Source organism: Mycobacterium paraintracellulare (assembly GCF_000276825.1).
GTDB classification, from domain to species: Bacteria; Actinomycetota; Actinomycetes; order Mycobacteriales; family Mycobacteriaceae; genus Mycobacterium; species Mycobacterium intracellulare.
Window position 1 is genome coordinate 3,613,870 of sequence record NC_016948.1, and the last position, 24,357, is coordinate 3,638,226.

The following is a 24,357-nucleotide window of genomic DNA, read 5'->3' on the forward strand; positions in this document are numbered from 1 at the left end:
GCGCATCGCCATGCCCGAATACCCACCCGACCGCATCAACGGGCCGCGGCTGACCCTGCGCCTGCCCACGCTCGACGACGCCGGACCGCTGTACCAGCGGGTCGCGCGCGATCCGCAGGTCACCAAGTATCTGCTGTGGGCACCGCATCCCGACGTCGCGGCGACGCGGCGGGTGATCACCGAAAAGCTCAACGCGGCCGCCGACGAGAAGACCTGGGTGATCGAACTGCGGCACCGCGGCGAGGTCGTCGGGCTGGCCAGCTGCCGGCGCACGGCGGCGCACTCGGTCGAGATCGGCTACTGCCTGGGCCGGCGGTGGTGGGGCAAGGGCCTGATGTCGGAGGTGCTCGGCATGCTGCTCACCGCGCTCGACGCCGATCGCGACGTGTATCGGGTCTGGGCCACCTGCAGCGTCGACAACGAACGCTCGGCGCGTCTGCTCGAGCACGCCGGCTTCTTCCTGGAGGGCCGGCTGGCCCGGCACGCCGTCTACCCCACGATGGGACCCGAGCCGCAGGACAGCCTGCTCTACGCCAAGATCCTGCGCTGACTAGCCGTTCTGCAGCGAGCCGTCGTGCTCCAGCGCCCGGCGGGCGTAGGCCCGCACGTCGGCGTCGCTGTCCTTGAGCGCGATCCCGAGCGCGTCGCGGGCGGCGGGTTCGGCCGCCCAGCGCGTCAGGCTGAGGACAGCCGCCTTGCGCACGTCCAGGTGCGCGTCGCTGAGCGCTTCGGACAGCTGGGGAACCGCGAAATCCGCCGCCGCGCCGGCGAGCGCGCGCGCCGCGCCTTCGCGCACCTGCCAGGCCGGGGCCCGTAGCGCCTGCTTGACGGCGGCGTAATCGTCTTGGCCGCAACCGATCTCACCCAGCGCGGCGAGGCCGGCGGCACGGACCAACGGGTCGGTGTCGGCGACCAGCCCGCGCACCGCCCGGCTAGCTGGGGCTGCCACCGCCGCTAGCGTCGCCAGACCGGCGGCCGCGGCGATCCGGACCTCCCGGTTCTCGTCGTCGGCGGCGTCGACGACGCCCTGCACGTCGTCGACGGACACCAGCGCGCGCACCGCCTCGATGCGCACCCGATGATCGGCATCGGCGAGGGCGCGGCGGTAGTGGGCGCTGTCACCGGCGCGGCGTGCCGCCAGCACGTACAGCGCCGCCGCCCGCACCACGCGGTCGGCCGAATCCAGGTATTCCCGGGCCTTTTCGGGCTCGGGCAGCACCTCGACCAGTTCGCGGATCCCGTCGGCGCCGGTGCGACGCACGGCGGCGTCGTCGTCGCCCAGCGCCGCCAACAGCGCGGGCGCGTACCCGTCGGGGATGTGCTCGGTCAGCGTGGCCACCGCGGTGCGGCGCACGCCGGGATCGGAGTCGGCCAGGTAGCGCGCCAGGTCGGCGACCGTCGGCTCCTCGAGCGCCAGCACCTCGGCGATGCGGGGCGAGGGCGGCTCGAAAGCCGTTGTCGCCGGGGCGATTCGGGACACCGCCGTAGCGGGCGCCTGGCCGCCGATCAGCGGCGGCTCCTCCACCGGGTACACGGTCCGGTCGGTGGGCGGCAGGCCGTCCAGCTCCGGGACCGGCACGAAGTACGGCGCCACCGGCCGCTTGAGGAACACCATCTCCCCGCCGGCGTCCTTGCGAAGGTTGAGGTGGTAGCCCCACTGGGCGTCGTCGCGGCCGGGCAGATCGGCGCGGTCGTGATAGAGGCCCCACCGCGATTCGGTGCGGGTGTGCGAGGATCGGGCGGCCATCTCGGCGCAGTCCCGGATGAACGACACCTCCACCGCGCGCATCAGCTCGTGCGGGTTGCGGGCGCCCATCTCGGCGATCTCCTCGCTCATCCGCTCGAAGGTGCGGATCGCGAGCGACAGTTTGGCCGCCGTCTTGGGCGGGGCGACATAGTCGTTGACGAAGCGGCGCAGCTTGTATTCGACCTGCGGCTGCGGCGGCCCGTCGGGGTGGCGCAGCGGCCGGTAGATCAGCTCGTGCGCCTCGCGCACCTGGTCCTGCGGAAGCCGTTGCGGCGCGGCGACGTCGGCCAGGGTGGACGCGGCGTGCGTGCCGGCGAGGTCGCCGAACACGAACGCCCCGATCATGTAGTTGTGCGGGACGCAGGCCATGTCCCCGGCGGCGTACAGGCCGGGCACCGTGGTGCGGGCCTGCTCGTCGACCCACACGCCGGACGCGGAATGCCCACTGCACAAACCGATCTCGGAGATATGCATCTCGATGTCGTGGGTGCGGTAGTCGTGGCCCCGGTTGGCGTGGAATGTGCCCCGGGTGGGCCGTTCGGTGGTGTGCAGGATGTTTTCCAGCGCCGTCAGCGTCTCGTCGGACAGATGCGTCACCTTGAGATAGATGGGCCCGCGCGCGGAGTCGATCTCGCTTTTGACCTCGGCCATCATCTGCCCCGACCAGTAGTCGGAGTCCACGAACCGCTCGCCGTGCGCGTTGACCTGGTATCCGCCAAAGGGATTGGCCACGTACGCGCACGCCGGCCCGTTGTAGTCCTTGATCAGCGGGTTGACCTGGAAGCATTCGATGCCCGACAGCTCGGCGCCCGCGTGGTAGGCCATCGAGTAGCCGTCGCCAGCGTTGGTCGGGTTCTCGTACGTGCCGTACAGGTAGCCCGAGGCGGGCAGCCCGAGCCGGCCGCACGCCCCGGTCGCCAGGATGACCGCCTTGGCGCCGACGGTGACGAACTCGCCGCTGCGCGTGTTCAGCGCCGCGGCGCCCACCGCGCGGCCGCCATCCACCAGCACCCGCACCGGCATCAGCCGGTTCTCGATCCGGATCTTCTCGCGCATCGACCGTTGCCGCAGCACCCGGTACAGCGCCTTTTTCACGTCCTTGCCCTCGGGCATCGGCAGCACGTACGAGCCCGAGCGGTGCACCCGGCGCACGGCGTATTCACCGTGCTCGTTCTTCTCGAACTTCACCCCATAGCGCTCGAGACGCTGCACCATCGCGAACCCGCGGGTGGCGGTCTGATAGATGGTGCGCTGGTTGACGATTCCGTCGTTGGCGCGGGTGATCTCGGCGACGTAGTCCTCGGGTTCGGCCTTGCCGGGGATCACCGCGTTGTTGACGCCGTCCATGCCCATCGCCAGGGCGCCCGAGTGCCGCACGTGGGCCTTCTCCAGCAACAGCACCTGCGCGCCGTTCTCGGCGGCGGACAGTGCCGCCATGGTGCCGGCGGTGCCGCCGCCGATGACCAGGACGTCACAGTCGAGCCGGACCGGTGCCGCCGGGTCGGGAATCTGCATCATGGAACCTCCGCGTGGTTCAGCGCGGCGATGATCTGCGCGCGCAACTCCTGCTGTGGCCGGTCGCTGCGCGGCTCCGGCACCTCGATCGAGGCACGCACCGGCTCACCGGCGCGGCCCAGCACCACGATGCGGTCCCCCAGCGCCAGCGCCTCGTCGACGTCGTGGGTGACGAACACGATCGTGGTCGGGTGGGTGCGCCAGGTGTCGATCAGCAGCCGCTGCATGGCGGCGCGCGTCTGGGTGTCCAGCGCGCCGAACGGCTCGTCCATCATGACCGCCCGGGGCGCCCCGGCCAGGCCCCGCGCGAGCTGGACGCGCTGGCGCATCCCGCCGGACAGGCTCTTGGGCAAATAGTTGCCGAATCCGGTGAGCCCGAGTTCGTCGATCCAGCGTTCGGCGGCGGCGCGCCGGCCGGCCCGGGGTGCGCCGCGCAGGCGCAGCGCCAATTCGATGTTGGACCGCACGGTGCGCCAGGGCAGTAATGCGTTGTCCTGGAACACCATTCCCCGGTCGCCCGAGGTGGTTTCGACGGGGTCGCCGTCGGCCAGCACGCGGCCGCCGTCGGGTAAGAGCAGGCCGGCCAGGGCGCGCAGCACGGTCGACTTGCCGCAGCCCGACGGCCCGGTCAGCACCAGGATCTCGCCCGGCCGCACCACCAGGCTCAGGTCGTCGATCACCGCAGGACCGTTGTAGGACAAGCGAACCCGGTCCAGCTCGAGGCCCATCCCGGTCTTGGTCGCGGTCATCGTGCGCCCTCCTGGGCGCGCGGCAGCCAGCGGGTCACGCGGCGGCCCACCAACTCGACGGCCGCCGACGTCACGAATCCCAGCACCCCGATGGTGATGATGCCGACGAACACCCGCGGGTAGGCCAGCACGGTGTAGTCCTGCCAGGTGCGGTAGCCGACGCCCAGGCGCCCGGAGATCATCTCGGCGGAGATCACGCAGATCCAGGCCACGCCCATGCCGACGGACAACCCGCCGAACACACCCGGCAGGATGCCGGGCAGCACCACCTGGGTGAGCACCTGCCAGCGGCCGCCGCCGAGCGTGCGCACCGAGTCCTCCCACAGGGTGGGCAGCGCGCGCACCGCGTGCCGGGTGGAGACCATGATCGGGAAGTAGGCCGCCAGGAACGTGATGAACACGATGCCGGCCTCGTCGGTCGGGAACAGCAGGATGGCCACCGGCACCATGGCGATCGCCGGGATGGGCCGGGCCAGCTCCACCAGCGGCCCGAACACGTCGGCGAACAACCGCGAGCGGCCCAGCAGCACACCGGTCGCGACGCCGACGACGGCGGCCAGCCCGAACCCGGTCAGGATGCGGATCAGCGACTGCGCCAGGTCGAGCCAGTACTCGCCGGTGCCGAGCCGGCGGTGCAGCGCGTTGACGATCTCGGTGACGGTGGGCAGCGTGTCGAATCGCAGCAACAGCCGCACCTTGTCCGCGGTGAGCAATTGCCACACCCCGATCGCGGCGGCCACCGACGCCAGCCGCAGCAGCCGAGACTGCCACCGTGCCGCGATCCGCCGCGGCCGCGCCACCGCGGGCGTCGAGACGACGCCGAGGACTTGATCGGCCACCACGTGGGCAGTCATACCGAACCTCCCAGTGCCTCTTGGTAATCCATGGCGACACCGCGCGGGTGACCGGCGAGGTACCGGTTCGCCCCGGCCGGGGTGCCGAACGGCAGGTAGTTCTGCCCGTCTTTGACCCAGAACGCCTTGTCGGCGAACCAGCGGGTGCCGAGCTCGGCGTCGGGAACGTAGGCGGCGCGGACCTTGGCTCCGTGGCTGACCGCGTCCCGCACGGCCTGCAGCAGCGCGGTCGGGGTCGCGACCGTCTGCGTGGCGTCGGCCCCGTCCAGCCACAGCTCGCTGGCCAGCGCGGGGTCGCCGCGCAGCGCCGACGGGTTGGCGGTGCGCGCCCGCGACGCCGCATAGTCGAGGCCGCGGGCGGTGAACACCGCGCGCAGCGGTTCGTCCACGACGAACTTCGCCACATCGAGATCGGCGAAGTCACCGATCGACTTCAGGTACGGCACATCGCTTTTCAGCGCCTCGACCAGCGAGGGCTTCAGCGTGGTGTCGAACGACGTGCCCCCGGGACCGTTGTAGAGGTAGACGACCTCCTGGGGCAGCCCGCTTTCCTTGGCCACGATGCGGGCGGCCTGCAGCGGCTTGTCGTTGAGGAAATCGGTGGCGTCCAACTGCGCCTGCAGGAAGGCGCCCAGCACCTCCGGGTGCGCCGACGCGTAGGAGCGGCGCACCACCACACCGTGCAGGGTGGGCAGGTTCAGCTCGGCCCCGTCGTAGAGCAGCTTGGCCTTGCCCTGATAGACCAGCAGCCCCGGCCAGGCGACGAATTGCGAAAGCGCCTGTACCTGACCGGATTCCAGCGCCGATGCCCCGACCTGCGGTTGCTGGTTGAGCACCTCGACGCCGGTGACGCCGGCCCTGCCCAGCGCGCGCACCAGGGTGCCGTGGCCGGCCGACCCGACGCTGGCGGAGACCTTGGTGCCGGCGAGGTCGGCCAGGCCCTTGGCGCGCGAATCCGGGGTCACCACCACCATGTTGAGGGCGCCCTTGGGGTTGTAGCCGGTGATGGAGACGATCTCGGTGCGGGCCAGCGGGTTGGCCTGCGTCTTGGAGCCGTTGATCAGCATCGGATAGTCGCCCATCGAGCCGATGTCGATCTTCTCGGCGAGCATCTGCGCGGTGATCGGGGCGCCGGTGTCGTAATCCTGCCACCGCACCGCGTATTTGGTGCCGGTGCGGGTGGTGATGTCGGCAAGGCGGTGTTCGAGGTAGCCCTGTGCGCGCAGCAGCGTGCCCGCGGTGACGGTGTTGATGGTCTTGGACTGGTATCCCACCACCACGTTGACCACGCCGGATGACTGCGACAGGGATTCCAGCGAGCACCCGGAGGTGAACGCGGCGATCGCGATCATCACCGACGCCGGCCAGACGGCGTGTCGTCTCATCGAAGAATCCTGGGGATAAACGCTTTTCAGCGAAGGAGATAGGGCATGTTGACGGTGACGGCGCCGGTCGGACAGCGGGCCGCGCAGGGGCCGCAGTACCAGCATTCGTCGACATGCATGAAGGCCTTGCCGGTGTCGGGGTTGATGGCCAGCGCGTCGAGCGGGCAGACCTCCACGCACAGCGTGCAGCCGTCGATGCACAGCGACTCGTCGATCGTCACCGGCACGTCCGCGCGCGTGTTGTTGATCAGCGTCATGGGTTGCTCCTCGTTTCGGCTCGGACAAGATTGCCGCGCATGGTGATTCGGTCGCCGCGCATCCGGATGTACTCGAGGTCGACGGGGGTGCCGTCGGCGAGGCTGGTGAGGCGCTCCAGCATCAGCAGCGCCGCGCCGTCGGGCACCTGCAGCGTGGCCGCCGAGTGCGCGTCGGCGGGGATGGCCTCGAGCGCCAGCGCCGCCGAGCCCAGCCGCTGCCCGCTGACCTCCTCGATGAGCGCGAACAGGTCGTCGGTTTCCAGGGGATGGTTCAGGACCTGCCTGCCGATGTCCGGGGCGAGGTAGGTGAGGTCCAGGCTGAGCGGCAGGTCCCCGAGGTAGCGCAGCCGCTCGACGAACACCGCCCGCTCCCCCGGTTTCAGCCGCAACCGGCGGGCCACCGACGGCGGCGCGGTGACCGGCATGGCCGCCCGCACCTCGTTGCGCACCTCGCCGAGATCCTTGAACGTTTCCTTCAGGCCCAGCAGCGCGTCGAGCCCGTGGTCGTACTTGCGCTGCGCGACGTGGGTGCCGACCCTGGGCCCGCGGTCGATCAGCCCCTCGTGCTTGAGGACGGTCAGCGCTTCGCGAACGGTGTTGCGCGAGACCGAGAACTCGGCGGCCAGATCGAGTTCGGCCGGCAGGCCGTCCGGGTAGGCGTCGGCGTGGATCTGCTGGCGCAACACGTCGGCGACCCGGCGGGCGCGGCTGGCCCGCGAGCCTTGAACATCCCCGACGGGTACTGGTTGCGCCACGCCGCCACGCTAACGCAGCTCAGGGGCCCTTTCCGGGCCGCCGGGCAGCGTCGGCGACGGCGCCCAGCCGCATTGCGCCGGGTCCCGTTCGCGCCCGACCAGCGGAAACCTCGGACCGACGCGCCATTGCGCCACCTGCGGCGATCCGCCGGTGTTGCGATCTGGATGAGCAGAACCCGACGCGCGCGTCAGGTGTTGTCGGCGACCGACGGCACCGCCGGCGCGCCGTTGCGCGCCCCGTTCATGCCGGAGGCGACGGAGGCGTCTGCGGGCAGCTCGAACGCCGCGGTCACCGAGCCCACCGCGGCCGCCGCGGCGTTGCGTTGCGCTTCCATGCGCGCCAGCGCCGTCTCGGTGAAGACCGACAGCCCCAAATCGGGGTTGTAGCCGTGGATTTCCTTGACGTCGAGCTGGGCCAGGAAGTAGACGATCTCCTTGGAGACCACCTGGCCGGGCACCAGCACCGGGAAGCCCGGCGGGTAGGGCACCACGAACGTCGTCGACACCAGCGTCTTGCCCTCGGCCAGCCGCCGGCCCGCCATGCCGATCAGCACGTGCTCGCGATCGGCCTCTTCGTATCCGGCGTAGAACGCCGACCGCATGTCACCGAAGTTGCATTCGTCGACGGGCCGGAACGCGACGTCGAACTCGCTGAAGTCGGGCAGGTGCGGCAGGTCCTCGGTGATCTCCTCGACGTGGCGCTGCTGCAGCGCCCGGTCCGCCACGCTCGCCGCCTTTTCGGTGCGGTCGAAATCGATTGCCACCCTCCGCAACACGTCGAGCAGGTAGTGCACGCTCGACCAGGTGACGCCGATCGTGAAGATCAACAACACGCTGTTGATCGACGTCTTGTTGATCTGGATGCCGAACCGCTCCATCAGGATCTTCTCGCGGAAGTCGTAACCGTTCATCCCGGTCGCGCCGACGAACAGGGTTACGCGCGTCGCGTCCAGCACGAACTGGTCGGAGCGCCACGCCTCGTTCCATTCGGCCAGCGCGCCCTGCCTGACCTCGCGGTACGAACTGACCGACGACTCCCGGAATTCCTCGGGCACCAAATCGGATTCGTCGAGGATGCGGAACCACTTGCTGATCAGCCGGTCCTTGCGGACCCGGTGCCGGAAGACCAGCGCCATGTCGTAGACCTGCCGGACGAGTTGGAAACCCTCGATGTCGACCTGGCGGCGGGCCAGGTCCAGCGACGCGAGCAGCTGCTGGTTCGGTGAGGTCGACGTGTGGGTCAAAAACGCCTCCCCGAACGCGTCGCGGGTGAGTGCGTTGAAATCCTGGTCACGGACGTGGATCATCGACGCCTGCCGCAGCGCCGACAGCGATTTGTGCGTGGAGTGCGTCGCGTAGACGCGGACCCGCGCGCTCGCCGGATCGGGCATCAGCTCACGCTCGATCCACTCCGACCGGTCGACCCCGTCCATCGACGCGGCCCATTTCCGGTATTCCTCAACGTATTCCGGCGATGCCAGCATGTGCTCGAGGTGTTCGGCGGCCACCATCGCGGTCCGCTGCCGCGCCCACGGCACCGCCGTCGCGAAGGCGTACCACGCCTCGTCCCACAGAAAGCAGATGTCCGGCTTGATCGCCAGCACCTCCTGCATGACCTGCAGCGGGTTGTAGACGACGCCGTCGAACGTGCAGTTGGTCAGCAGCAGCATCCGCACGCGGTCCAGTTGTCCCGCCGCCTCCAGGTCCAGCAGCGTCTGCTTGATGGTGCGCAGCGACACCGCCCCGTAGATCGCGAACTGCGGCAACGGATAGGCGTCCAGGTAGAGCGGGTAGGCGCCGGCCAGCACCAGCCCGTAGTGGTGCGACTTGTGGCAGTTGCGGTCGATCAGCACGATGTCGCCGGGCCGGGTCAGCGACTGCACGACGATCTTGTTGGCGGTCGACGTCCCGTTGGTGACGAAGTAGGTGTGGTCGGCGTTCCACGTTTTCGCGGCCTTGTCCATCGCCTTCTTGATGTTGCCGTGCGGGTCGAGCAGCGAGTCCAGACCGCCGGAGGTGGTGGAGGTTTCGGCCATGAAGATGTTGCGGCCGTAGAACTCCCCCATGTCCTGCAGAGACCTGGAGTTGAAGATGCTGGCGCCGCGCGCGACGGGCAGCGCGTGGAACTGGCCGACCGGCGCCGCCGCATACGCCCGCAGCGCGTCGAAAAACGGTGTGGCATAACGGTTCCGCAGCCCGGCGAGCACTGTGCTGTGCAGATCGGTGACGTCGTTGAGCCGGTAGAACGTCCGGTCGTAGACGTCGGGCTCGCTGTCGTCGCCCGCCGCGATCGACTCGTCGGTGAGCAGGTACAGGTCGATGTGGGGCCGCAGCTCCCTGATCCATTCGCCGCACTCGACCCAGTCGTTGGCGCGGTCGGGGATGACGCCGTCCGCGTCCTCGTTGGGCCCGAGCAGCGTGTTCATCAGCGGCAGCCGGTCACGCGAGCGCAGCGGCAGGTCGTCGCGGATGATCGCGGCCTGGATCTCCCCGTTCAAAGCGACGGCGGTGATCGCGTCCTCGACGCTGGGGACGACCAGGATCTCGAACTGCACATCGTCGGACGGGCAACGCAGCGCCCGCAGGCATTCGGCCAGGCTGTCCGGCGCCGTGCTGGGGGCGTCGTCGGCGAGCAACACGGTGTAGAAGTGCTGCTGTTTGGCCTGCGCCACCAGCTCCTGGTCATCCAGCGGCGCCGAGGTGTCGAAAAGGCCTGCGCGGTCGCCGTATTCGCTCAGCAGCCGCACGGCCAGGGAGACCTCTTCGGTGAGCCGCACCGTGGACAGGCTCTCCAGGTGCGCGCGGAAGACCGCCAGGTTTTCCGCGCCCGGGTACAGCCAGTAGCGCTCGTAGGCGGCGATCCGGTCCATCAAACGCTTCACCCGGGCCACGTCGTGGGTTTTGTCCAAGCCGGCCAGATCCACCTCGGCGAGGTGGCGGCACGCGTCGTCGAGCAGGTTCCAGGTGTCGACCCGGGCGTAGGACGGGTTGGCCACCGCCGCCAGCGCGGAGACTCGAAGTCGTCGCGGCTGGGTGCTGTATCGGATCATGACCTCACCTGTTCTTCTCGGATCGCCGCCGCTGCAGTCCAACTCGTATTGTCAACCCGCCGCGCCCCGACCGTGGCCGTTTCACCTGAGCTTGATCAGCGATCCGGCTCGTCACCTTCGATCATCCGCCGGTTTGCCCGGGCGTCCGCCCACCGCAGCACGGGCAGCTCCCGGCTACGGGCCGGCAGGTCGGTGACGTCGCTGAGCGCTCGCACCACGCCCTGCGTCAGGCCCATGATCGCGGCCATCACCGGCAGCAGCGCCTGCAGCGGCCGGGCCGCCGAACGCACCGTGCTGATGCGGCGGGCGACGGCCACCCGTTCAACGCAGTGATACAGCCAGGCGCCCACCCCCAGCGCGAAGATCGAGAGCACCGAGGCGACGATGGTCCACCCGTAGGCGGCGCACACCACGGCACCCACCACCACCGCCGCGGCCAGCACGGCCGCAACGACCAGGCGCAGCTCCAACCGGGTCATGGCTGCGGTCCGTGGTCCTCCGCTGTGCCGGGGGCGTCGGAACCCGCCGCGCCGCGAACGGCCTGGGCGGCCGCCCTGATCTGCGGGGTGACCAGCATGACGTGGCCGAGGACCCCGTTGACGAAGCCCGGCGAGTCGTCGGTGGACAGCTCCTTGGCCAGCTGGACGGCCTCGTCGACGGCGACCGGCTCCGGCACGTCGTCGGCGTAGAGGAGCTCCCACACCGCGACCCGCAGGATGGCGCGGTCCACGGCGGGCAGCCGGTCCAGCGTCCAGCCCTGCAGATGCGAGCTGATCAGGTCGTCGACGTGTGCGGCGTGTTCGCCGACGCCCCGCGCCACCGCCGCCGTATACGGCTGCAGGGGCGCGATTTCGGGGTTCGCCTCGGCGAGCCCGGTGCGGACGTCGACCACCTCCGCGGGGCTCAATCCGCGCGCCTCGGCTTCGAACAACAGGTCGACGGCGCGCTTGCGAGCCTGATGTCGCCCTTTAACGGGCCGGCTCACGCGTTGACACGTCCCAGGTAGCTGCCGTCGCGGGTGTCCACCTTCAGCTTGTCCCCGGTGTTGATGAACAGCGGCACCTGAATCTCGGCCCCGGTTTCCACGGTGGCGGGTTTGGTGCCGGCGCTGGACCGGTCGCCCTGCAGGCCGGGCTCGGTGTGGGTGACCTCCATCTCGACCGACACCGGCAGCTCGATGTAGAGCGGCGCCCCGTTGTGGAACGCCACCTGCACCGGCAGACCCTCGAGCAGGAACCGGGCGGCGTCGCCGACCAGCGACTCCGGCAGCGGATGCTGCTCGTAGTCCTGGCTGTCCATGAACACGAAGTCCGAGCCGTCGCGGTACAGGTAGGTGGTGTCGCGCCGGTCCACGGTCGCGGTTTCCACCTTCACCCCGGCGTTGTACGTCTTGTCGACGACCTTGCCTGACAGCACATTCTTCAGCTTGGTGCGCACGAACGCCGGGCCCTTGCCGGGTTTGACGTGCTGGAACTCGACGATCTGCCACAGCTGGCCGTCGATCACCAGCACCAGTCCATTCTTGAAATCGGCAGTGCTTGCCACGGTTCGGTACGTCTCCTCGGGGATGGACAGTCGTCTAGGGAACTGTCTGTGACTTGTCGGCCAGTTTAGAGTGCTCGCCGGCGCGGGCCCGCGGCCCGGGGTCGGGGCGCTGACGGGTGGAACGTGTCAGCGGTGGGCGTGTTGTCCGTCGACCCGGGATGGTTCCTCGTGCGACGCCAACGGCTTGATCATCGTCAACAGCGGGACGCGCAGCGTCACCCCGCTGGCGAACGGCAGCCGCACGGCGAAATAGACGATGTCCATCTCCAGCCGTGTCTCGCGTAGGGGCTGGGCGTACATGTCCCACCGGAAATCCCGCAGGCGCGCCAGCCCCCGTGCCACCCCGTTCACGCCCCCGACCTTACTCGGGCGCGCAACCCCCCCGAGCTAGGAGAGAACGGCCAGCTCCTTGGGGAATTTGGTCAGCAGTTCCGGGGCCTGCGCGCGGCCCTCTTCCGGCACCACCAGGGTGTCCTCGATGCGGACGCCCCCGCGGCCGGGCAGGTAGACGCCGGGTTCCACGGTCACCACGGACTCGCCCAGCAAGGTGCCGGTGGACGTGGCGCCGATGCCCGGCGCCTCGTGGATCTCCAGACCCACGCCATGGCCCAGGCTGTGGCTGAACTGCTCGCCGTAGCCGGCGTCGGCGATCACCTGGCGGGCCGCGGCGTCCACCCCGCGCAGGTCGGCGCCGGCGCGCAGCGCCTCCCGGCCGGCCCGCTGGGAGTCGGCGACCAATTGGTAGATCTCCAGCTGCCAGTCGGCGGCCTTGCCAAGCACGAACGTGCGGGTCATGTCGGAGTGGTAGCCGCCGACCAGCGCGCCGAAGTCGATCTTGACGAAATCACCGGCCGCCAGCGCGGCGTCGGTGGGGCGATGATGCGGGATCGCCGAGTTCGGCCCCGCGGCCACGATGGTCTCGAACGAGATCGCGTCGGCGCCGTGGTCGAGCATCAGGGCCTCGAGCTCCCTGCTGACCTCGCGTTCGGTGCGGCCGGGCCGCAGCCCGCCGCGCGCCACCAGGTCGGTGAGCGCGGCGTCGGCCGCCTCGCAGGCCAGGCGCAGCAGGGCGACCTCACCGGCGTCCTTGACCTCGCGCAACGCCTCGACGGTTCCGGCGGCCTTCACCAGTTCGGTGGGCGCCTTCCGGTCGTTCAGCTCGCCGGTCAGGGCGTCGAATCCGTCGACGGTCACCACGTTGCTTTCGAAACCCAGCTTTCGCGCGCCCGCCGCGGCGGCCTGCCCGACCAGGTAGCGCCCCAGCACGCGCTCGATGGCGACCTCCAAGTCCGGCGCCTGCTCGGCGGCCTGGGTGCGGTACCGGCCGTCGGTCGCCAGCAGGGGGCTTCGATCGTCGGCGAACACCAGCAACGCGCCGTTGGACCCGGTGAATCCGGAGAGATAACGGACGTTGACCAGGTCCGTGACCAGCAGCGCATCCAATCCGCTGGTCTGCAGCCGTGCTCTGAGCCTGTCTCGACGCTGTGAATGTGTCACGGGTCTTGACGGTACTCGCTACGCTTTTGGGCCATGAGTAACTGGATGCTGCGCGGATTGGTGTACGCCGCGGCGATGGTCGTCGTTCGATTGTTCCAAGGTGCGCTGATCAACGCGTGGCAGACCCAGGCGGGTTTGTTCAGCGTGGTGCTGCTGCTGCTGTTCGTCATCGGGGTCGCCGTGTGGGGGGTTCTGGACGGCCGGGCCGACGCCATCGCCAACCCCGATCCGGACCGCCGCGGCGACCTGGCGATGACCTGGCTGCTGGCCGGCCTGGTCGCGGGCCTGCTCAGTGGCGCCGTCTCCTGGCTGATCGCGCTGGTGTACACCGGCCTGTACACCGGTGGGCTGATCAACGAGGTGACGACGTTCGCGGCGTTCACCGCGCTGTGCGTCTTCCTGCCCGGCATCATCGGCGTGACCATCGGCCGCTGGCGGGTGGACCGCAATCCCCCGCCGCGCCGCCCCGGCACTGACGAGGAACGCGCCGACACCGACGTGTTCTCCGCGGTGCGCGCCGACGACGCGCCCACCGGTGAGATTCCCGCGGCCGGCGCCCAGACCGAAGAGCGGACCTCCGCTGTCGCCACCGCCGAGCGCGAGGGGCCCACGGAGACGATGCCCACGGAGGAATCCCCCACCGAGACGATCGCCAAGACCGAGGACGACCCGAAGACCGAGGTCATCCCGTCGGCCCGCGAGGAGCCGAAAAAGGACTAGCCGGCGGCGGCCAGGTAACGCAGGGCGAGCAGATAGCCCTGCACGCCCAGCCCCACGATCACTCCGGTCGCGACCGGGCTGAGGTAGGAGTGCCGCCGAAACTCTTCGCGCGCATGCACATTCGAGATGTGCACCTCGATCAGCGGCGCGCTCAATTCCGCGCACGCGTCGCGCAGCGCCACCGAGGTGTGGGTGAGCCCGCCGGCGTTGAGGATCACCGGTTCGCTCGCGTCGGCCGCCGCGTGGATCCAGTCCAGTAGCTGCGCCTCGTTGTCGCTTTGTCGCACAACGGCTTTGAGGCCGAGCCCGGCGGCTTCGCGCTCAATCAGCGCCGCCAGCTGCTCGTGCGTGGTGTCGCCGTACACGTCGGGCTCGCGCCGGCCGAGCCGGCCGAGGTTGGGACCGTTGATCACGTTCACCGTGGTGGTCATGATTGCGCCTCCGCGAGTCCGGCGTACGCCGCCGCCAACAGCGACGGGTCGGGCCCGGCCAGCCGGCCGGGCTTCGCCAGCCCGTCGAGGACGACGAACCGCAGCACACCGGCGCGCGACTTCTTGTCCCCCGCCATGTATTCCAGCAACTGAGGCAACGCGTCGGCGTCGTAGCTGACCGGCAGGCCGAGCGCGGACAGGATGGTGCGGTGGCGCTGCGTGGTGGCGTCGTCGAGGCGCCCGGCGAGGCGGGCCAGTTCCGCGGCGAAGACCAGCCCCACCGATACCGCCGCGCCGTGCCGCCACTCGTAGCGCTCCCGGCGTTCGATCGCGTGCCCCAATGTGTGCCCGTAGTTGAGGATCTCGCGCAGCTCGGACTCCTTCTCGTCGGCGGCGACGACCTCCGCCTTGACCGCGATCGCGCGGCGGATCAGCTCCGCGAGCACCTCACCGGAAGGGTCCACGGCGGCTTTCGGGTCGGCCTCGATGAGGTCGAGGATCACCGGATCGGCGATGAAGCCCGCCTTGACGATTTCGGCCATCCCGGCGACGAGTTCGTTGTGCGGCAACGTTTGCAGCGTCGCCAGATCGACGAGGACCGCGCGCGGCTGGTGGAACGACCCGACCAGGTTCTTCCCCGCGTCGGTGTTGATGCCGGTCTTGCCGCCGACGGCCGCGTCGACCATGCCCAGCAGCGTCGTGGGCACGTGCACGATGTCGACGCCGCGCAACCAGGTGGCCGCCGCGAAACCGGCGACGTCGGTGGCCGCGCCGCCCCCGAGGCTGACCAACGCGTCCTTGCGCCCGATCCCGATGCGGCCCAACACTTCCCACAAAAAGCCCACGACCGGCAGATCCTTGCCGTCCTCGGCGTCCGGGATCTCGATGCGGTGGGCGTCAACGCCCTTGTCCGCCAACCGGCTTCGGATCAGCTCGGCGGTCTCGGCCAGGACCGGTTGGTGCACGATGGCCACCTTGTGCCGGTCGCCGAGCAGCTCCTCGAGCTCCGTCAGCAGGCCGGTGCCGATGATCACCGGGTACGGCGGGTCGACGGCCACCTCGATGGTGACCGGGTCATCATGTGCCCTCACGTGGCCGCCCCCGCCGGTGCCTGCAACCGCGAGACGATGTAGCGGACCACCGCGCCGGGGTTGCGGCGGTTGGTGTCGACGCGGATGGTCGCCGCCCGGCGATACAGCGGACTGCGTTCGGCCATCAGCGCGCGGTATTTGTCGGCGCGGTCGGGCCCGGCCAGCAGCGGGCGCACCGTGTTGCCGCCGGTGCGCCGGACGCCTTCGGTGGCGCTGATCTCCAGGTAGACGACGGTGTGGCCGGCGAGCGCCTCGCGGACGCCGGGGCTGGTGACGGCGCCGCCGCCCAACGACAGCACGCCGTCGTGGTCGGCCAGCGCGGCGCGGACCACGTCCTCTTCGATGCGCCGGAATTCCCGTTCGCCGTCGGTGGCGAAGATCTCGTCGATGCGCCGCCCGGTCCGCTGCTCGATCGCCGCGTCGGTGTCGAGGAAGCCGACGTCGAGCGCCTTGGCGAGCCGGCGCCCGATGGTGGACTTGCCCGACCCCGGCAACCCGATCAGGACCGCTTTGGGCGCCATCACGCCGTGCCCCGGGCGGCCGGCGATTCCCGCTCGGCGACCGCCCTGCGATAGGCCTCGACGTTGCGGCGGGTTTCGGCCAGCGAATCGCCGCCGAATTTCTGCAGCGCGGCGCGGGCCAGCACCAGCGCAACCATGGCCTCGACCACCACGCCGGCGGCGGGCACCGCGCACACGTCCGAGCGCTGGTGGATCGCGACGGCTTCGTCGCCGGTCGCCATGTCGACGGTGGCCAGCGCGCGCGGGACGGTGGAAATCGGCTTCATCGCCGCGCGCACGCGCAGCGGCTGGCCGTTGGTCATGCCGCCTTCGAGCCCGCCGGCGCGGTTGGTCGAGCGGACCACGCCGTCGGGGCCCGGGTACATCTCGTCGTGGGCACGGCTGCCGCGGCGGCGCGCGGTCTCGAATCCGTCGCCGATCTCGACGCCCTTGATCGCCTGGATGCCCATGACGGCGGCGGCGAGCTGGCTGTCGAGCCGGTTGTCGCCGCTGGTGAACGAGCCCAGCCCGACGGGCAGGCCCAGGGCGACCACCTCGACCACACCGCCGAGGGTGTCGCCGTCCTTCTTGGCCGCTTCGATCTCGGCGATCATCGCCTTTTCGGCCGCCTCGTCGTACGCGCGGACCGGGCTGGCGTCGATCGCGGCCAGGTCCCCCGGGCCCGGCGGCGGGCCCTCGTAGGGCGCCGACGGGCCGATCGCGATCACGTGCGAGAGCACCTCGACGCCCAGCGCCTGGCGCAGGAACGACCGGGCGACGGTCGCCGCGGCGACGCGGGCCGCGGTCTCCCGGGCGCTGGCCCGCTCCAGGACCGGCCGGGCGTCGTCGAAGCCGTACTTGAGCATGCCCGCGTAGTCGGCGTGGCCGGGCCGCGGCCGGGTCAGCGGGGCGTTGCGCGCGCTGTCGGCCAGCTCGCCGGGGTCGACCGGGTCGGGAGCCATCACGGTCTCCCACTTCGGCCATTCGGTATTGCCGATCTCGACGGCGATGGGCCCGCCCAGGGTGACGCCGTGGCGCACCCCGGACAGCACGCTCACCGCGTCCCGCTCGAACGCCATCCGGGCGCCGCGGCCGTAACCGAGCCGGCGGCGGGCCAACTGCTCCGAAATGTCCAGGGAGGTGACCTCCACGCCGGCGACCATGCCTTCGAGCACGGCCACCAGCGCACGGCCATGCGACTCCCCGGCGGTGATCCAACGCAACACGCGTCCCATCTTCCCATGGCGGCTTCCGAAAGCCGATTCGCGCAGCCCGCGGCTGCGGGGAACCGATGCGGGGACTTTCATCCTCCCTGATTCCAGGGGTGACCACGCGATTCGGTCGGCGGCCGGGCCGGGCCGCCGCGGTCGTGTGCCAGCATCTTGTCTGGTGGGTCAATTTCTCTGGTACATACCGAATACCGTCGAGCCCGGCCATCGCGGCGACGACACCGTCGACGGCTGGGGAAGCCTCGACTATTCCGTCGAACTGGCGCAGCGCGCCGAGCAACACGGCTGGGACGGCGCGCTGATCGGCACCGGCTGGGGACGTCCGGACACCTTCACGGTCGCGACCGCAATCGCCGCGCGCACCAACCGCTTCGCGCCGCTGGTGGCGGTCCGTCCCGGGTACTGGCATCCGGCGCATTTCGCCAGCGCGGCGGCCACCCTCGACCGGCTCAACGACGGCCGGCTGCTGGTCAACATCGTCAGCGGCGCCGACGATCCGGCCGCCTACGGCGACGCCGAGGTCGACAAGTCACGCCGCTACGACCGCACGCGGGAATTCATCCGGTTGCTGCGCCGGTTGTGGCGCGAGGACGACGTCACCCACCGCGGCGAGTTCTACACCGTCGAACACTCGAGCCTGCAGCCCCGCCCGCTCGGCGCGGCCGAGGGCCGGCACCCGACGCTGTACTTCGGTGGGGCATCGGCGGCCGCCGAGCAGGTCGCCGCGACCGACGCCGACGTCCAACTGTTCTGGGGGGAGCCCCTGGACGGGATCGCCGAACGCATCGACCGGCTGAAGTCGTTGTCCGCCAAGCTCGGTCGCGAGCACGCGCCGCTGGAGTTCGGCCTGCGGGTCACCACGCTGGTGCGCGACACCTCCGAGCAGGCCTGGCGCGACGCCGAGGCCAAGGTCGCCACCCTGGCCGGAACGCCCACCATGCAGCTGCTGCACGACCCGAAGGGATCCGCGGGCCAGCGGCGGCTGTCCGACCTCGCCGCGCGCGGCGAGGTGCTCGATTCCTGTCTGTATACGACGCCGAGCAAGTACGGCGGCGAAGGCGCCGGGACGACGTGGCTGGTCGGGTCGGCCGCCGAAGTCGCCGCCGCGCTGCGCAAATACGCCGACCTGGGGGTCAGCCATTTCGTGCTGTCGGACACCCCGTACAAGTCGGAGACGGTCCGGCTCGGCGACGAGCTGTTGCCGCTGCTGCGCCCCGCCGTCGTCGGCAACTGAAGGCGTCAGAGCAGCGACAGGCCGATGCCCGCCGCGCTGGCCAAGCACATCGACGGCCCGTGCGGCACCGTGCGGCCGCCCCGAGCGCCGCCGCGAATCCGGGCGACCATCCCGACCAGCACGGTCAGCAGCGGCGCACCGAACGCCGCCAGGAACCACACGCCGGCGCCACAACAACCGGTCAGCGCGCCCACGCCGATGGCCAGCTTGACGTCGCCGGCCCCCATCCCGCCCGGCGCCACCCAGTGGACCAGCAGATAGATCGCGGTCAACGCCGCGGCTCCGGCCAGCGCCGACCACCCGCGCCCGGCCACCCCGGCCACCGCCAGGATCGCCGCGGCGCCGGTCAGGGTCAGCGCGTTGGGCAAGCGCCGTTGGTGGATGTCGTAGCAGCTCAACGCCGCCAACCAGGCCAGCACCAGGCACCCCGCCGCAATCCGCATGCGCGGCAGGCTAATCCGATGCCTCCAGGGCGCAAGCCATGGCCTCGCGGGGCGCCGGCAGCCCGGTGAACTGTTCGACCTGCGCGAAGGCCTGGTGCAACAGCATCTGCACGCCGCTGATCACCCGGCCCCCCGCGGCGCTCACCGCGGCGGCCAGCGGCGTCGGCCACGGGTCGTAGACGGCGTCGAGCAGCACACCGATGCCGGCGAACGTGCCGGCATAGCGGGCGGCCACGTCCGCGGGAATGGTGCTGACCAGCACGTCGGCGGAAGCGACCTCGTCGGCCAGCCCGCCGCCGTCGAGGTCGCAGAACCGCGTCGCGACGCCCATCGCGTGTCCCAGCTCCACCAGCCGGGCCGCCTTGCCGGGATTGCGGGCCACGACGGTGATGCCGCCGACGCCCAGTTGCGCCAGGCCGGCGACGGCCGCCGGCGCGGTGCCGCCCGATCCACAGACCAGCGCCCATCCAGAGGCCGTCGACCCGAGCGCGCCCGCCACCCCGTCGATGTCGGTGTTGTCGGCCCGCCAGCCCGCCGGGGTGCGCACCAGGGTGTTGGCCGACCCCACCCGCTCGGCACGCTCGGTGCGCTCGTCGGCGAACGCCAGGGCGGCGAACTTGCCCGGCATGGTCACCGACACCCCGACCCATTCGGGGCCGAGCCCGCCGACCACCCCGGGCAGCTGGTCGGCGTCGCATTCGATGCGGTCGTAGGTCCAGCCGGTCAGGCCCAGCGCGCGGTAGGCCGCCAGGTGCAGCTGCGGGGATTTCGAGTGGGCGATGGGTTTGCCGAGCACCGCCGCCTTCCGGGGTGCGCCGCTGGCTTGACCGAGCGGCGACCCGCTGCGCCCGGCTTCGCCGCGCTTGCGATCGCCGTCAGCGGGCGGAATCGAGGACACCGTTGTGCTTAGCCAGCTCGATGTTGGCCAGGTGCTGCTGATAATCCTTGGTGAACAGCGTCGTCCCCTGACCGTCGATGGTGACGAAGTACAACCAGTCGCCGGGTTCGGGGTGCTCGGCGGCGTTGAGCGCGTCGACACCGGGCGAACAGATCGCGGTGGCCGGCAGGCCCTGGGACACGTAGGTGTTCCACGGCGTCTTCTGGGCCCGGTCGCCGTCGGTGGTGGCCACCTCCCGGCGGTCCAGCGGGTAGTTGACGGTCGAGTCGAACTCCAGCGTGTGGTGGGCGTGCAGCCGGTTGTAGATGACGCGGGCAACCTTCGCGAAGTCCTGCGACCTGGCCTCCTGCTGCACCAGCGACGCCACCACCAGGATGTCGTAGGGCGACAGGCCCATGGCCTGGGCGGTGTCGACCAGCCCGGACTTCATGTACTCCACCGCCCCGGCGCCGATCAGGTTCGACAGGATGGTCTCGGGCGGCGCGGACGGATCGACGTTGAAGGTCCCCGGCGCGATCAGCCCCTCGATGCGGCGGTGGTCCTTGCCGAGCTCACCGACGGGTTCGGTGGCCCAGGGCGGCACCGCCAACGCCAAGGGAGAACTGTTGGTGGCGGCCGCGCGCAGGTCCTCCACGGAGACGCACCGCTTACTCCCGTCGAAATCCACGCAGGTGGCCCGCGAGATCAGGGTGAAGATGCCGGGGTTGACCACGTTGGTCTTCATGTCGGTGGTGTCGTCGAGCTGCCGGCCCTCCGGGATGACCAGCCGGCCCACCCGGCTGTCGGGGTCGGCTAGCCGCGTGACGGCGTTGGCGGCCGGGATCTCGGTGCGCATCCGGTAGAAACCGGGCTGGATCGAGGAGATCTTGCTGTTGCCGTGCGCGGCGTTGACGAACGCGCGGACGGTCTTGATCACGTGCTCGTTCTGCAGCGTCTCCCCGACCATGGTGGTCGAGTCGCCGTCCTTGATCTGAATCACGATGTCGCGCTTGCCGTTTCCGGTGTAGTCGTCACCGGGACCGAACACGGCGTGCCACAGCTTGCCGCCGGCGAAAACACCCGCCACCACGATGACCGCCACCAGCGCCAGCGCGGTGCGCAGGGCGGTGCGCCGGCGCCGGCGGCCCCGCTCCGCCCGATTGCGGGCGGTGCGGCTCGACCTGCGCCGGGGCGGACCCACGGCCTCGGGTTCGGCGCGTTCACGCCGTGCGCTGTCAACCATCGGCACGCTCCCCGGGCCCGGTCAGGGTCGCGCGGCGCTGATCCAGCCAACTCTGCAGGATGGCCACCGCCGCCGCCTGGTCGATCACCGCACGCTGCTCTTTGGCCCGCACCCCGGCCGCGCGCAGCGATCGCTGCGCGCTCACCGTGGTCAGTCGCTCGTCGGCCAGCCGCACCGGCGTGGGTGCGACGCGGTCGGCCAGCGCGTCCGCCAGCTCGATCGCGTCGATCGCCGAGGGACCGGTGCGGTCGGCCAGCGTGCGCGGCAGCCCGACGACCACCTCGACGGCCTCGAGTTCGGCGGCCAGCGCCGCCAGGCGGCGCAGGTGTTTGCCGGAGCGGTCGCGGCGCACGGTTTCCACCGGGGTGGCCAGGATGGCGTCGGGGTCGCTGCAGGCCACGCCGATGCGGACGCTGCCCACGTCGACGCCGAGCCGCCGGCCCCGCCCGGGGTCCTGGTCAGGATCGCCGGGCCGGTCGGGCGCGCGGTGCTGTGCGGAAACCACTCAACCGACCCGCGCTATCGCGGTGATCTCCGAGCGGATTGCGGCGAGGGCGGCGTCGATGCCGGTCGGGTCCTTGCCGGAGCCCTGCGCCAGGTCGGCCTTTCCGCCGCCGCGGCCGTCGACCGCCGCGGCCAGCTTCTTGACCAGGTCGTTGGCGCGAAGCCCGAGGTCCTGGGCGGCCGGATTGGCCGCGACCGCATACGGCACGCTTCCGCCCTCGCCGTCGGCGATCAGCGCGACCACCGCGGGATCGCCGCCCAGCTTGCCGCGGATGTCACCGACCAGGGAGCGCAGATCGCCCGCCGTCATCCCGCCGGTCATCCGTTGCGCCACCACCCGGACGTTACCGATGCGCTCCGCGCCGGCCGCGGCGTCGGTGGCGGCGGCCTTCGCGCCGGCCAACCGGGCGCGTTCGAGCTCCTTCTCCGCCGCCTTGAGCCGCTCCACCAGGTTGGCCACCCGGGCGGGCACCTCGTCGGACGGCACCTTGAGCGACGACGCCAGCCCGGCCATCAGCGCGCGTTCCTTGGCCAGGTGCCGGAAGGACTCCAGCCCGACGTAGGCCTCGACCCGGCGCACCCCGGAGCCGACCGAGGATTCGCCCAGGATCGTGACCGGCCCGATCTGCGCGGAGTTGTGCACGTGGGTCCCGCCGCACAGCTCCAGCGAGAAGGGCCCGCCGATCTCCACCACCCGCACCTCGTCGGGATAGCGTTCGCCGAACATCGCGATCGCCCCCATGGCCTTGGCCTTTTCGAGTTGCTCGGTGAACGTGTGCACCTCGAAGTCGGCCTGCACGGCCTGGTTGGTCACCTCTTCGATCTGGGTGCGCTGTTCGTCGGACAGGGCGCCCTGCCAGTTGAAGTCGAAGCGCAGGTAGCCCGGCCGGTTCAGCGATCCGGCCTGAACGGCGTTGGGGCCCAACACTTGTCGCAGCGCCGCGTGCACCATGTGGGTTCCCGAGTGGCCCTGGGTGGCGCCCCGCCGCCATTGCGGGTCGACGGCCGCGATGACGGTGTCGCCCTCCACGAATTCCCCGGACTCGACGTTGACCCGGTGCACCCACAGGGTTTTGGCGATCTTCTGCACGTCGGTGACCGCGGCGCGGGCGCTCCCGCTGGCGCCCGTCCCGCTGATGGTGCCCTCGTCGGCGATCTGGCCGCCGGCCTCGGCGTAGAGCGGGGTGCGGTCCAGCACGAGTTCGACGCGGTCGACCCCCTCGGTGCCGTGCGTGACCACCGGCACCCGCTTGCCGTCGACGAAGATTCCCAAAAGCTTTGCCTCGGACGTCAATTCGTCGAAGCCGGTGAATTCGGTGGGGCCGGCGTCGACCAGTTCGCGGTACGCGCTCAGGTCCGCGTGCGCGTGCTTGCGGGCGGCGGCGTCGGCCTTGGCGCGGCGGCGCTGTTCGGCCATCAGCTCCCGGAACCCGACCTCGTCCACCTGCAGGCCGGCCTCGGACGCCATCTCCAGCGTGAGCTCGATCGGGAACCCGTAGGTGTCGTGCAGGGTGAAGGCGTCCGATCCCGAAATCGCCTTCGCGCCTGAGGCTTTGGTGGTGCCGGCGACCTCGTCGAACAGTTTCGATCCCGCCGCCAGCGTGCGGTTGAACGCGGTTTCCTCGGCGACGGCGATGCGCCTGATCCGGTCGAAATCGGCGACGAGTTCGGGATACGACGGGCCCATCGCGTCGCGCACGGTGGCCATCAGGTCGCCGACGATGGGGCCCTCGATGTCGAGCAGCTTGGCCGAGCGGATCACCCGGCGCAGCAGCCGGCGCAGCACATAGCCGCGGCCGTCGTTGCCCGGCGTGACGCCGTCGCCGATCAGGATGGCCGCGGTGCGGCTGTGGTCGGCGATGACCCGGTAGCGCACGTCGTCGTCGTGGTTGCCGGCGTCGTATCCGCGCGGGGCCCGCGCGGCCACGGCGTCGATGACCGGGCGCAACAGGTCGGTCTCGTAGACGTTGTGCACGCCCTGCAGGATGAACGCGACCCGCTCCACACCCATGCCGGTGTCAATGTTCTTGCGGGGCAACGGCCCGAGGATCTCGAAGTCCTCCTTGCCGGTCCCCTCCCCGCGCTCGTTCTGCATGAACACGAGGTTCCAGATCTCGATGTAGCGGTCCTCGTTGGCGATCGGGCCGCCCTCGACCCCGAATTCGGGTCCCCGGTCGTAATAGATCTCCGAGGACGGGCCGCACGGCCCGGGGATGCCCATCGACCAGTAGTTGTCGGCCATGCCGCGGCGCTGGATGCGCTCGTCGGGCAGCCCGGCGATCTCCTTCCACAGCTGCACGGCCTCGTCGTCGTCGAAATAGACCGTCGCCCAGATGCGTTCGGGATCCAGGCCGTAGCCGCCCTGCTCGACGCTGTTGGTCAGCAGGGTCCACGCCAATTCGATGGCGCGGCGCTTGAAGTAGTCGCCGAACGAGAAATTCCCGGCCATCTGGAAGAACGTGTTGTGCCGGGTGGTGATCCCGACCTCGTCGATGTCGGGAGTGCGGATGCACTTCTGGATGCTGGTGGCGGTCGGGTATTCCGGTGTGCGCGCGCCCAGGAAGTAGGGCACGAACTGGACCATGCCCGCGTTGACGAACAGCAGGTTGGGGTCGTCGAGGATCACCGATGCGCTCGGCACCTCGGTGTGACCCGCCTTCACGAAATGATCAAGAAACCGTTTCCTGATCTCGTGTGTCTGCACTTTCGGAGTCCGCTTCTTTCTCTTACT

Annotated in this window: 24 protein-coding genes; 3 read left to right on the plus strand and 21 right to left on the minus strand. The window is 70.5% G+C overall.

What is annotated here, in order from left to right; translation table 11 throughout:
* Positions 1–10: 10 nt before the first annotated feature.
* A complete protein-coding gene (locus OCQ_RS16305) occupies positions 11–550 on the plus strand; it encodes a GNAT family N-acetyltransferase (protein WP_014385277.1) in 540 nt (179 codons plus the stop codon).
* On the opposite strand, the gene OCQ_RS16310 is transcribed toward OCQ_RS16305, so the two are convergent.
* The 12 genes from OCQ_RS16310 to OCQ_RS16365 all read right to left on the minus strand — a co-directional run bounded on the left by OCQ_RS16310 (position 551) and on the right by OCQ_RS16365 (position 13,354).
* Complete coding sequence (locus OCQ_RS16310; RefSeq protein WP_014385278.1) at positions 551–3,265, minus strand: fumarate reductase/succinate dehydrogenase flavoprotein subunit; 2,715 nt, start codon at positions 3,263–3,265, stop codon at positions 551–553.
* A complete protein-coding gene (locus tag OCQ_RS16315) occupies positions 3,262–4,011 on the minus strand; it encodes an ABC transporter ATP-binding protein (protein WP_008258209.1) in 750 nt (249 codons plus the stop codon). The genes OCQ_RS16310 and OCQ_RS16315 overlap by 4 nt, the downstream gene beginning before the upstream one ends.
* A complete protein-coding gene (locus OCQ_RS16320; protein WP_020822982.1) occupies positions 4,008–4,865 on the minus strand; it encodes an ABC transporter permease in 858 nt (285 codons plus the stop codon). The genes OCQ_RS16315 and OCQ_RS16320 overlap by 4 nt, the downstream gene beginning before the upstream one ends.
* Positions 4,862–6,250, minus strand: coding sequence for an ABC transporter substrate-binding protein (locus OCQ_RS16325; RefSeq protein WP_014385279.1), 1,389 nt, complete (start codon positions 6,248–6,250; stop codon positions 4,862–4,864). The genes OCQ_RS16320 and OCQ_RS16325 overlap by 4 nt, the downstream gene beginning before the upstream one ends.
* A 26-nt stretch (positions 6,251–6,276) precedes the next feature.
* Positions 6,277–6,507, minus strand: coding sequence for a 4Fe-4S dicluster domain-containing protein (locus OCQ_RS16330; RefSeq protein ID WP_008258228.1), 231 nt, complete (start codon positions 6,505–6,507; stop codon positions 6,277–6,279).
* Positions 6,504–7,262: a GntR family transcriptional regulator gene (locus OCQ_RS16335; RefSeq protein ID WP_014385280.1), complete on the minus strand. Its 759-nt coding sequence runs from the start codon at positions 7,260–7,262 to the stop codon at positions 6,504–6,506. The genes OCQ_RS16330 and OCQ_RS16335 overlap by 4 nt, the downstream gene beginning before the upstream one ends.
* 188 nt (positions 7,263–7,450) lie before the next feature.
* Entirely contained in the window at positions 7,451–10,312 is a 2,862-nt protein-coding gene (locus OCQ_RS16340) for an aminotransferase class I/II-fold pyridoxal phosphate-dependent enzyme (RefSeq protein ID WP_014385281.1), read from the minus strand.
* Positions 10,313–10,407: 95 nt separating this feature from the next.
* Entirely contained in the window at positions 10,408–10,791 is a 384-nt protein-coding gene (locus tag OCQ_RS16345) for a hypothetical protein (RefSeq protein WP_014385282.1), read from the minus strand.
* Entirely contained in the window at positions 10,788–11,297 is a 510-nt protein-coding gene (gene nusB / locus OCQ_RS16350) for a transcription antitermination factor NusB (RefSeq protein ID WP_008258232.1), read from the minus strand. The genes OCQ_RS16345 and nusB overlap by 4 nt, the downstream gene beginning before the upstream one ends.
* Complete coding sequence (gene efp / locus OCQ_RS16355) at positions 11,294–11,857, minus strand: elongation factor P (protein WP_007171952.1); 564 nt, start codon at positions 11,855–11,857, stop codon at positions 11,294–11,296. The genes nusB and efp overlap by 4 nt, the downstream gene beginning before the upstream one ends.
* Before the next feature lie 126 nt (positions 11,858–11,983).
* Complete coding sequence (locus OCQ_RS16360) at positions 11,984–12,208, minus strand: hypothetical protein (protein ID WP_008258233.1); 225 nt, start codon at positions 12,206–12,208, stop codon at positions 11,984–11,986.
* A 36-nt stretch (positions 12,209–12,244) separates the two neighbouring features.
* A complete protein-coding gene (locus OCQ_RS16365) occupies positions 12,245–13,354 on the minus strand; it encodes a M24 family metallopeptidase (RefSeq protein ID WP_008258234.1) in 1,110 nt (369 codons plus the stop codon).
* Positions 13,355–13,387: 33 nt separating this feature from the next.
* Here OCQ_RS16365 and OCQ_RS16370 point away from each other — a divergent pair, with 33 nt between their 5' ends.
* Positions 13,388–14,074 carry a B-4DMT family transporter gene (locus OCQ_RS16370; protein WP_009955904.1) on the plus strand — a complete coding sequence of 229 codons (687 nt, stop codon included), beginning with the start codon at positions 13,388–13,390 and terminating at the stop codon, positions 14,072–14,074.
* Here OCQ_RS16370 and aroQ read toward each other — a convergent pair.
* From aroQ to aroC, 4 genes are read right to left on the minus strand one after another with little or no spacing between them, the layout of a single operon-like run.
* Positions 14,071–14,505: a type II 3-dehydroquinate dehydratase gene (aroQ, locus tag OCQ_RS16375; protein WP_008258236.1), complete on the minus strand. Its 435-nt coding sequence runs from the start codon at positions 14,503–14,505 to the stop codon at positions 14,071–14,073. The genes OCQ_RS16370 and aroQ overlap by 4 nt on opposite strands.
* Positions 14,502–15,596, minus strand: coding sequence for a 3-dehydroquinate synthase (gene aroB / locus OCQ_RS16380; RefSeq protein ID WP_014385285.1), 1,095 nt, complete (start codon positions 15,594–15,596; stop codon positions 14,502–14,504). The genes aroQ and aroB overlap by 4 nt, the downstream gene beginning before the upstream one ends.
* Positions 15,593–16,117, minus strand: coding sequence for a shikimate kinase (locus tag OCQ_RS16385; protein WP_008258238.1), 525 nt, complete (start codon positions 16,115–16,117; stop codon positions 15,593–15,595). The genes aroB and OCQ_RS16385 overlap by 4 nt, the downstream gene beginning before the upstream one ends.
* On the minus strand, positions 16,117–17,322 hold the full coding sequence (gene aroC / locus OCQ_RS16390) for a chorismate synthase (RefSeq protein ID WP_008258240.1): 1,206 nt from the start codon (positions 17,320–17,322) through the stop codon (positions 16,117–16,119). The genes OCQ_RS16385 and aroC overlap by 1 nt, the downstream gene beginning before the upstream one ends.
* A gap of 163 nt (positions 17,323–17,485) precedes the next feature.
* On the opposite strand from aroC, the gene OCQ_RS16395 reads away from it, so the two are divergent.
* Positions 17,486–18,559 carry an LLM class flavin-dependent oxidoreductase gene (locus OCQ_RS16395; RefSeq protein ID WP_008258241.1) on the plus strand — a complete coding sequence of 358 codons (1,074 nt, stop codon included), beginning with the start codon at positions 17,486–17,488 and terminating at the stop codon, positions 18,557–18,559.
* Positions 18,560–18,564: 5 nt separating this feature from the next.
* Here the strand turns inward: OCQ_RS16395 and OCQ_RS16400 are convergent, their stop codons facing one another.
* From OCQ_RS16400 to alaS, 5 genes are all read right to left on the minus strand, one after another.
* Complete coding sequence (locus tag OCQ_RS16400; protein WP_008258242.1) at positions 18,565–19,002, minus strand: prepilin peptidase; 438 nt, start codon at positions 19,000–19,002, stop codon at positions 18,565–18,567.
* A 10-nt stretch (positions 19,003–19,012) separates the two neighbouring features.
* Positions 19,013–19,798 carry a shikimate dehydrogenase gene (locus tag OCQ_RS16405; RefSeq protein ID WP_029385085.1) on the minus strand — a complete coding sequence of 262 codons (786 nt, stop codon included), beginning with the start codon at positions 19,796–19,798 and terminating at the stop codon, positions 19,013–19,015.
* A gap of 79 nt (positions 19,799–19,877) precedes the next feature.
* Entirely contained in the window at positions 19,878–21,122 is a 1,245-nt protein-coding gene (mltG, locus tag OCQ_RS16410; RefSeq protein WP_008258249.1) for an endolytic transglycosylase MltG, read from the minus strand.
* Complete coding sequence (gene ruvX / locus OCQ_RS16415) at positions 21,115–21,627, minus strand: Holliday junction resolvase RuvX (RefSeq protein ID WP_008258252.1); 513 nt, start codon at positions 21,625–21,627, stop codon at positions 21,115–21,117. The genes mltG and ruvX overlap by 8 nt, the downstream gene beginning before the upstream one ends.
* A complete protein-coding gene (gene alaS, locus OCQ_RS16420; RefSeq protein WP_014385286.1) occupies positions 21,628–24,330 on the minus strand; it encodes an alanine--tRNA ligase in 2,703 nt (900 codons plus the stop codon).
* Positions 24,331–24,357 lie beyond the last annotated feature (27 nt).

Bases quoted from the DNA above. Each gene is read 5' to 3' on its own strand.
- OCQ_RS16325 (WP_014385279.1), bottom strand. From the start codon at position 6,250: ATGAGACGACACGCCGTCTGGCCGGCGTCGGTGATGATCGCGATCGCC.
- OCQ_RS16340 (WP_014385281.1), bottom strand. From the start codon at position 10,312: ATGATCCGATACAGCACCCAGCCGCGACGACTTCGAGTCTCCGCGCTG.
- OCQ_RS16345 (WP_014385282.1), bottom strand. From the start codon at position 10,791: ATGACCCGGTTGGAGCTGCGCCTGGTCGTTGCGGCCGTGCTGGCCGCG.
- OCQ_RS16370 (WP_009955904.1), top strand. From the start codon at position 13,388: ATGAGTAACTGGATGCTGCGCGGATTGGTGTACGCCGCGGCGATGGTC.
- OCQ_RS16330 (WP_008258228.1), bottom strand. From the start codon at position 6,507: ATGACGCTGATCAACAACACGCGCGCGGACGTGCCGGTGACGATCGAC.
- OCQ_RS16315 (WP_008258209.1), bottom strand. From the start codon at position 4,011: ATGACCGCGACCAAGACCGGGATGGGCCTCGAGCTGGACCGGGTTCGC.
- OCQ_RS16385 (WP_008258238.1), bottom strand. From the start codon at position 16,117: ATGGCGCCCAAAGCGGTCCTGATCGGGTTGCCGGGGTCGGGCAAGTCC.
- OCQ_RS16310 (WP_014385278.1), bottom strand. From the start codon at position 3,265: ATGATGCAGATTCCCGACCCGGCGGCACCGGTCCGGCTCGACTGTGAC.
- aroQ (WP_008258236.1), bottom strand. From the start codon at position 14,505: ATGACCACCACGGTGAACGTGATCAACGGTCCCAACCTCGGCCGGCTC.
- mltG (WP_008258249.1), bottom strand. From the start codon at position 21,122: ATGGTTGACAGCGCACGGCGTGAACGCGCCGAACCCGAGGCCGTGGGT.
- OCQ_RS16305 (WP_014385277.1), top strand. From the start codon at position 11: ATGCCCGAATACCCACCCGACCGCATCAACGGGCCGCGGCTGACCCTG.
- OCQ_RS16400 (WP_008258242.1), bottom strand. From the start codon at position 19,002: ATGCGGATTGCGGCGGGGTGCCTGGTGCTGGCCTGGTTGGCGGCGTTG.
- OCQ_RS16320 (WP_020822982.1), bottom strand. From the start codon at position 4,865: ATGACTGCCCACGTGGTGGCCGATCAAGTCCTCGGCGTCGTCTCGACG.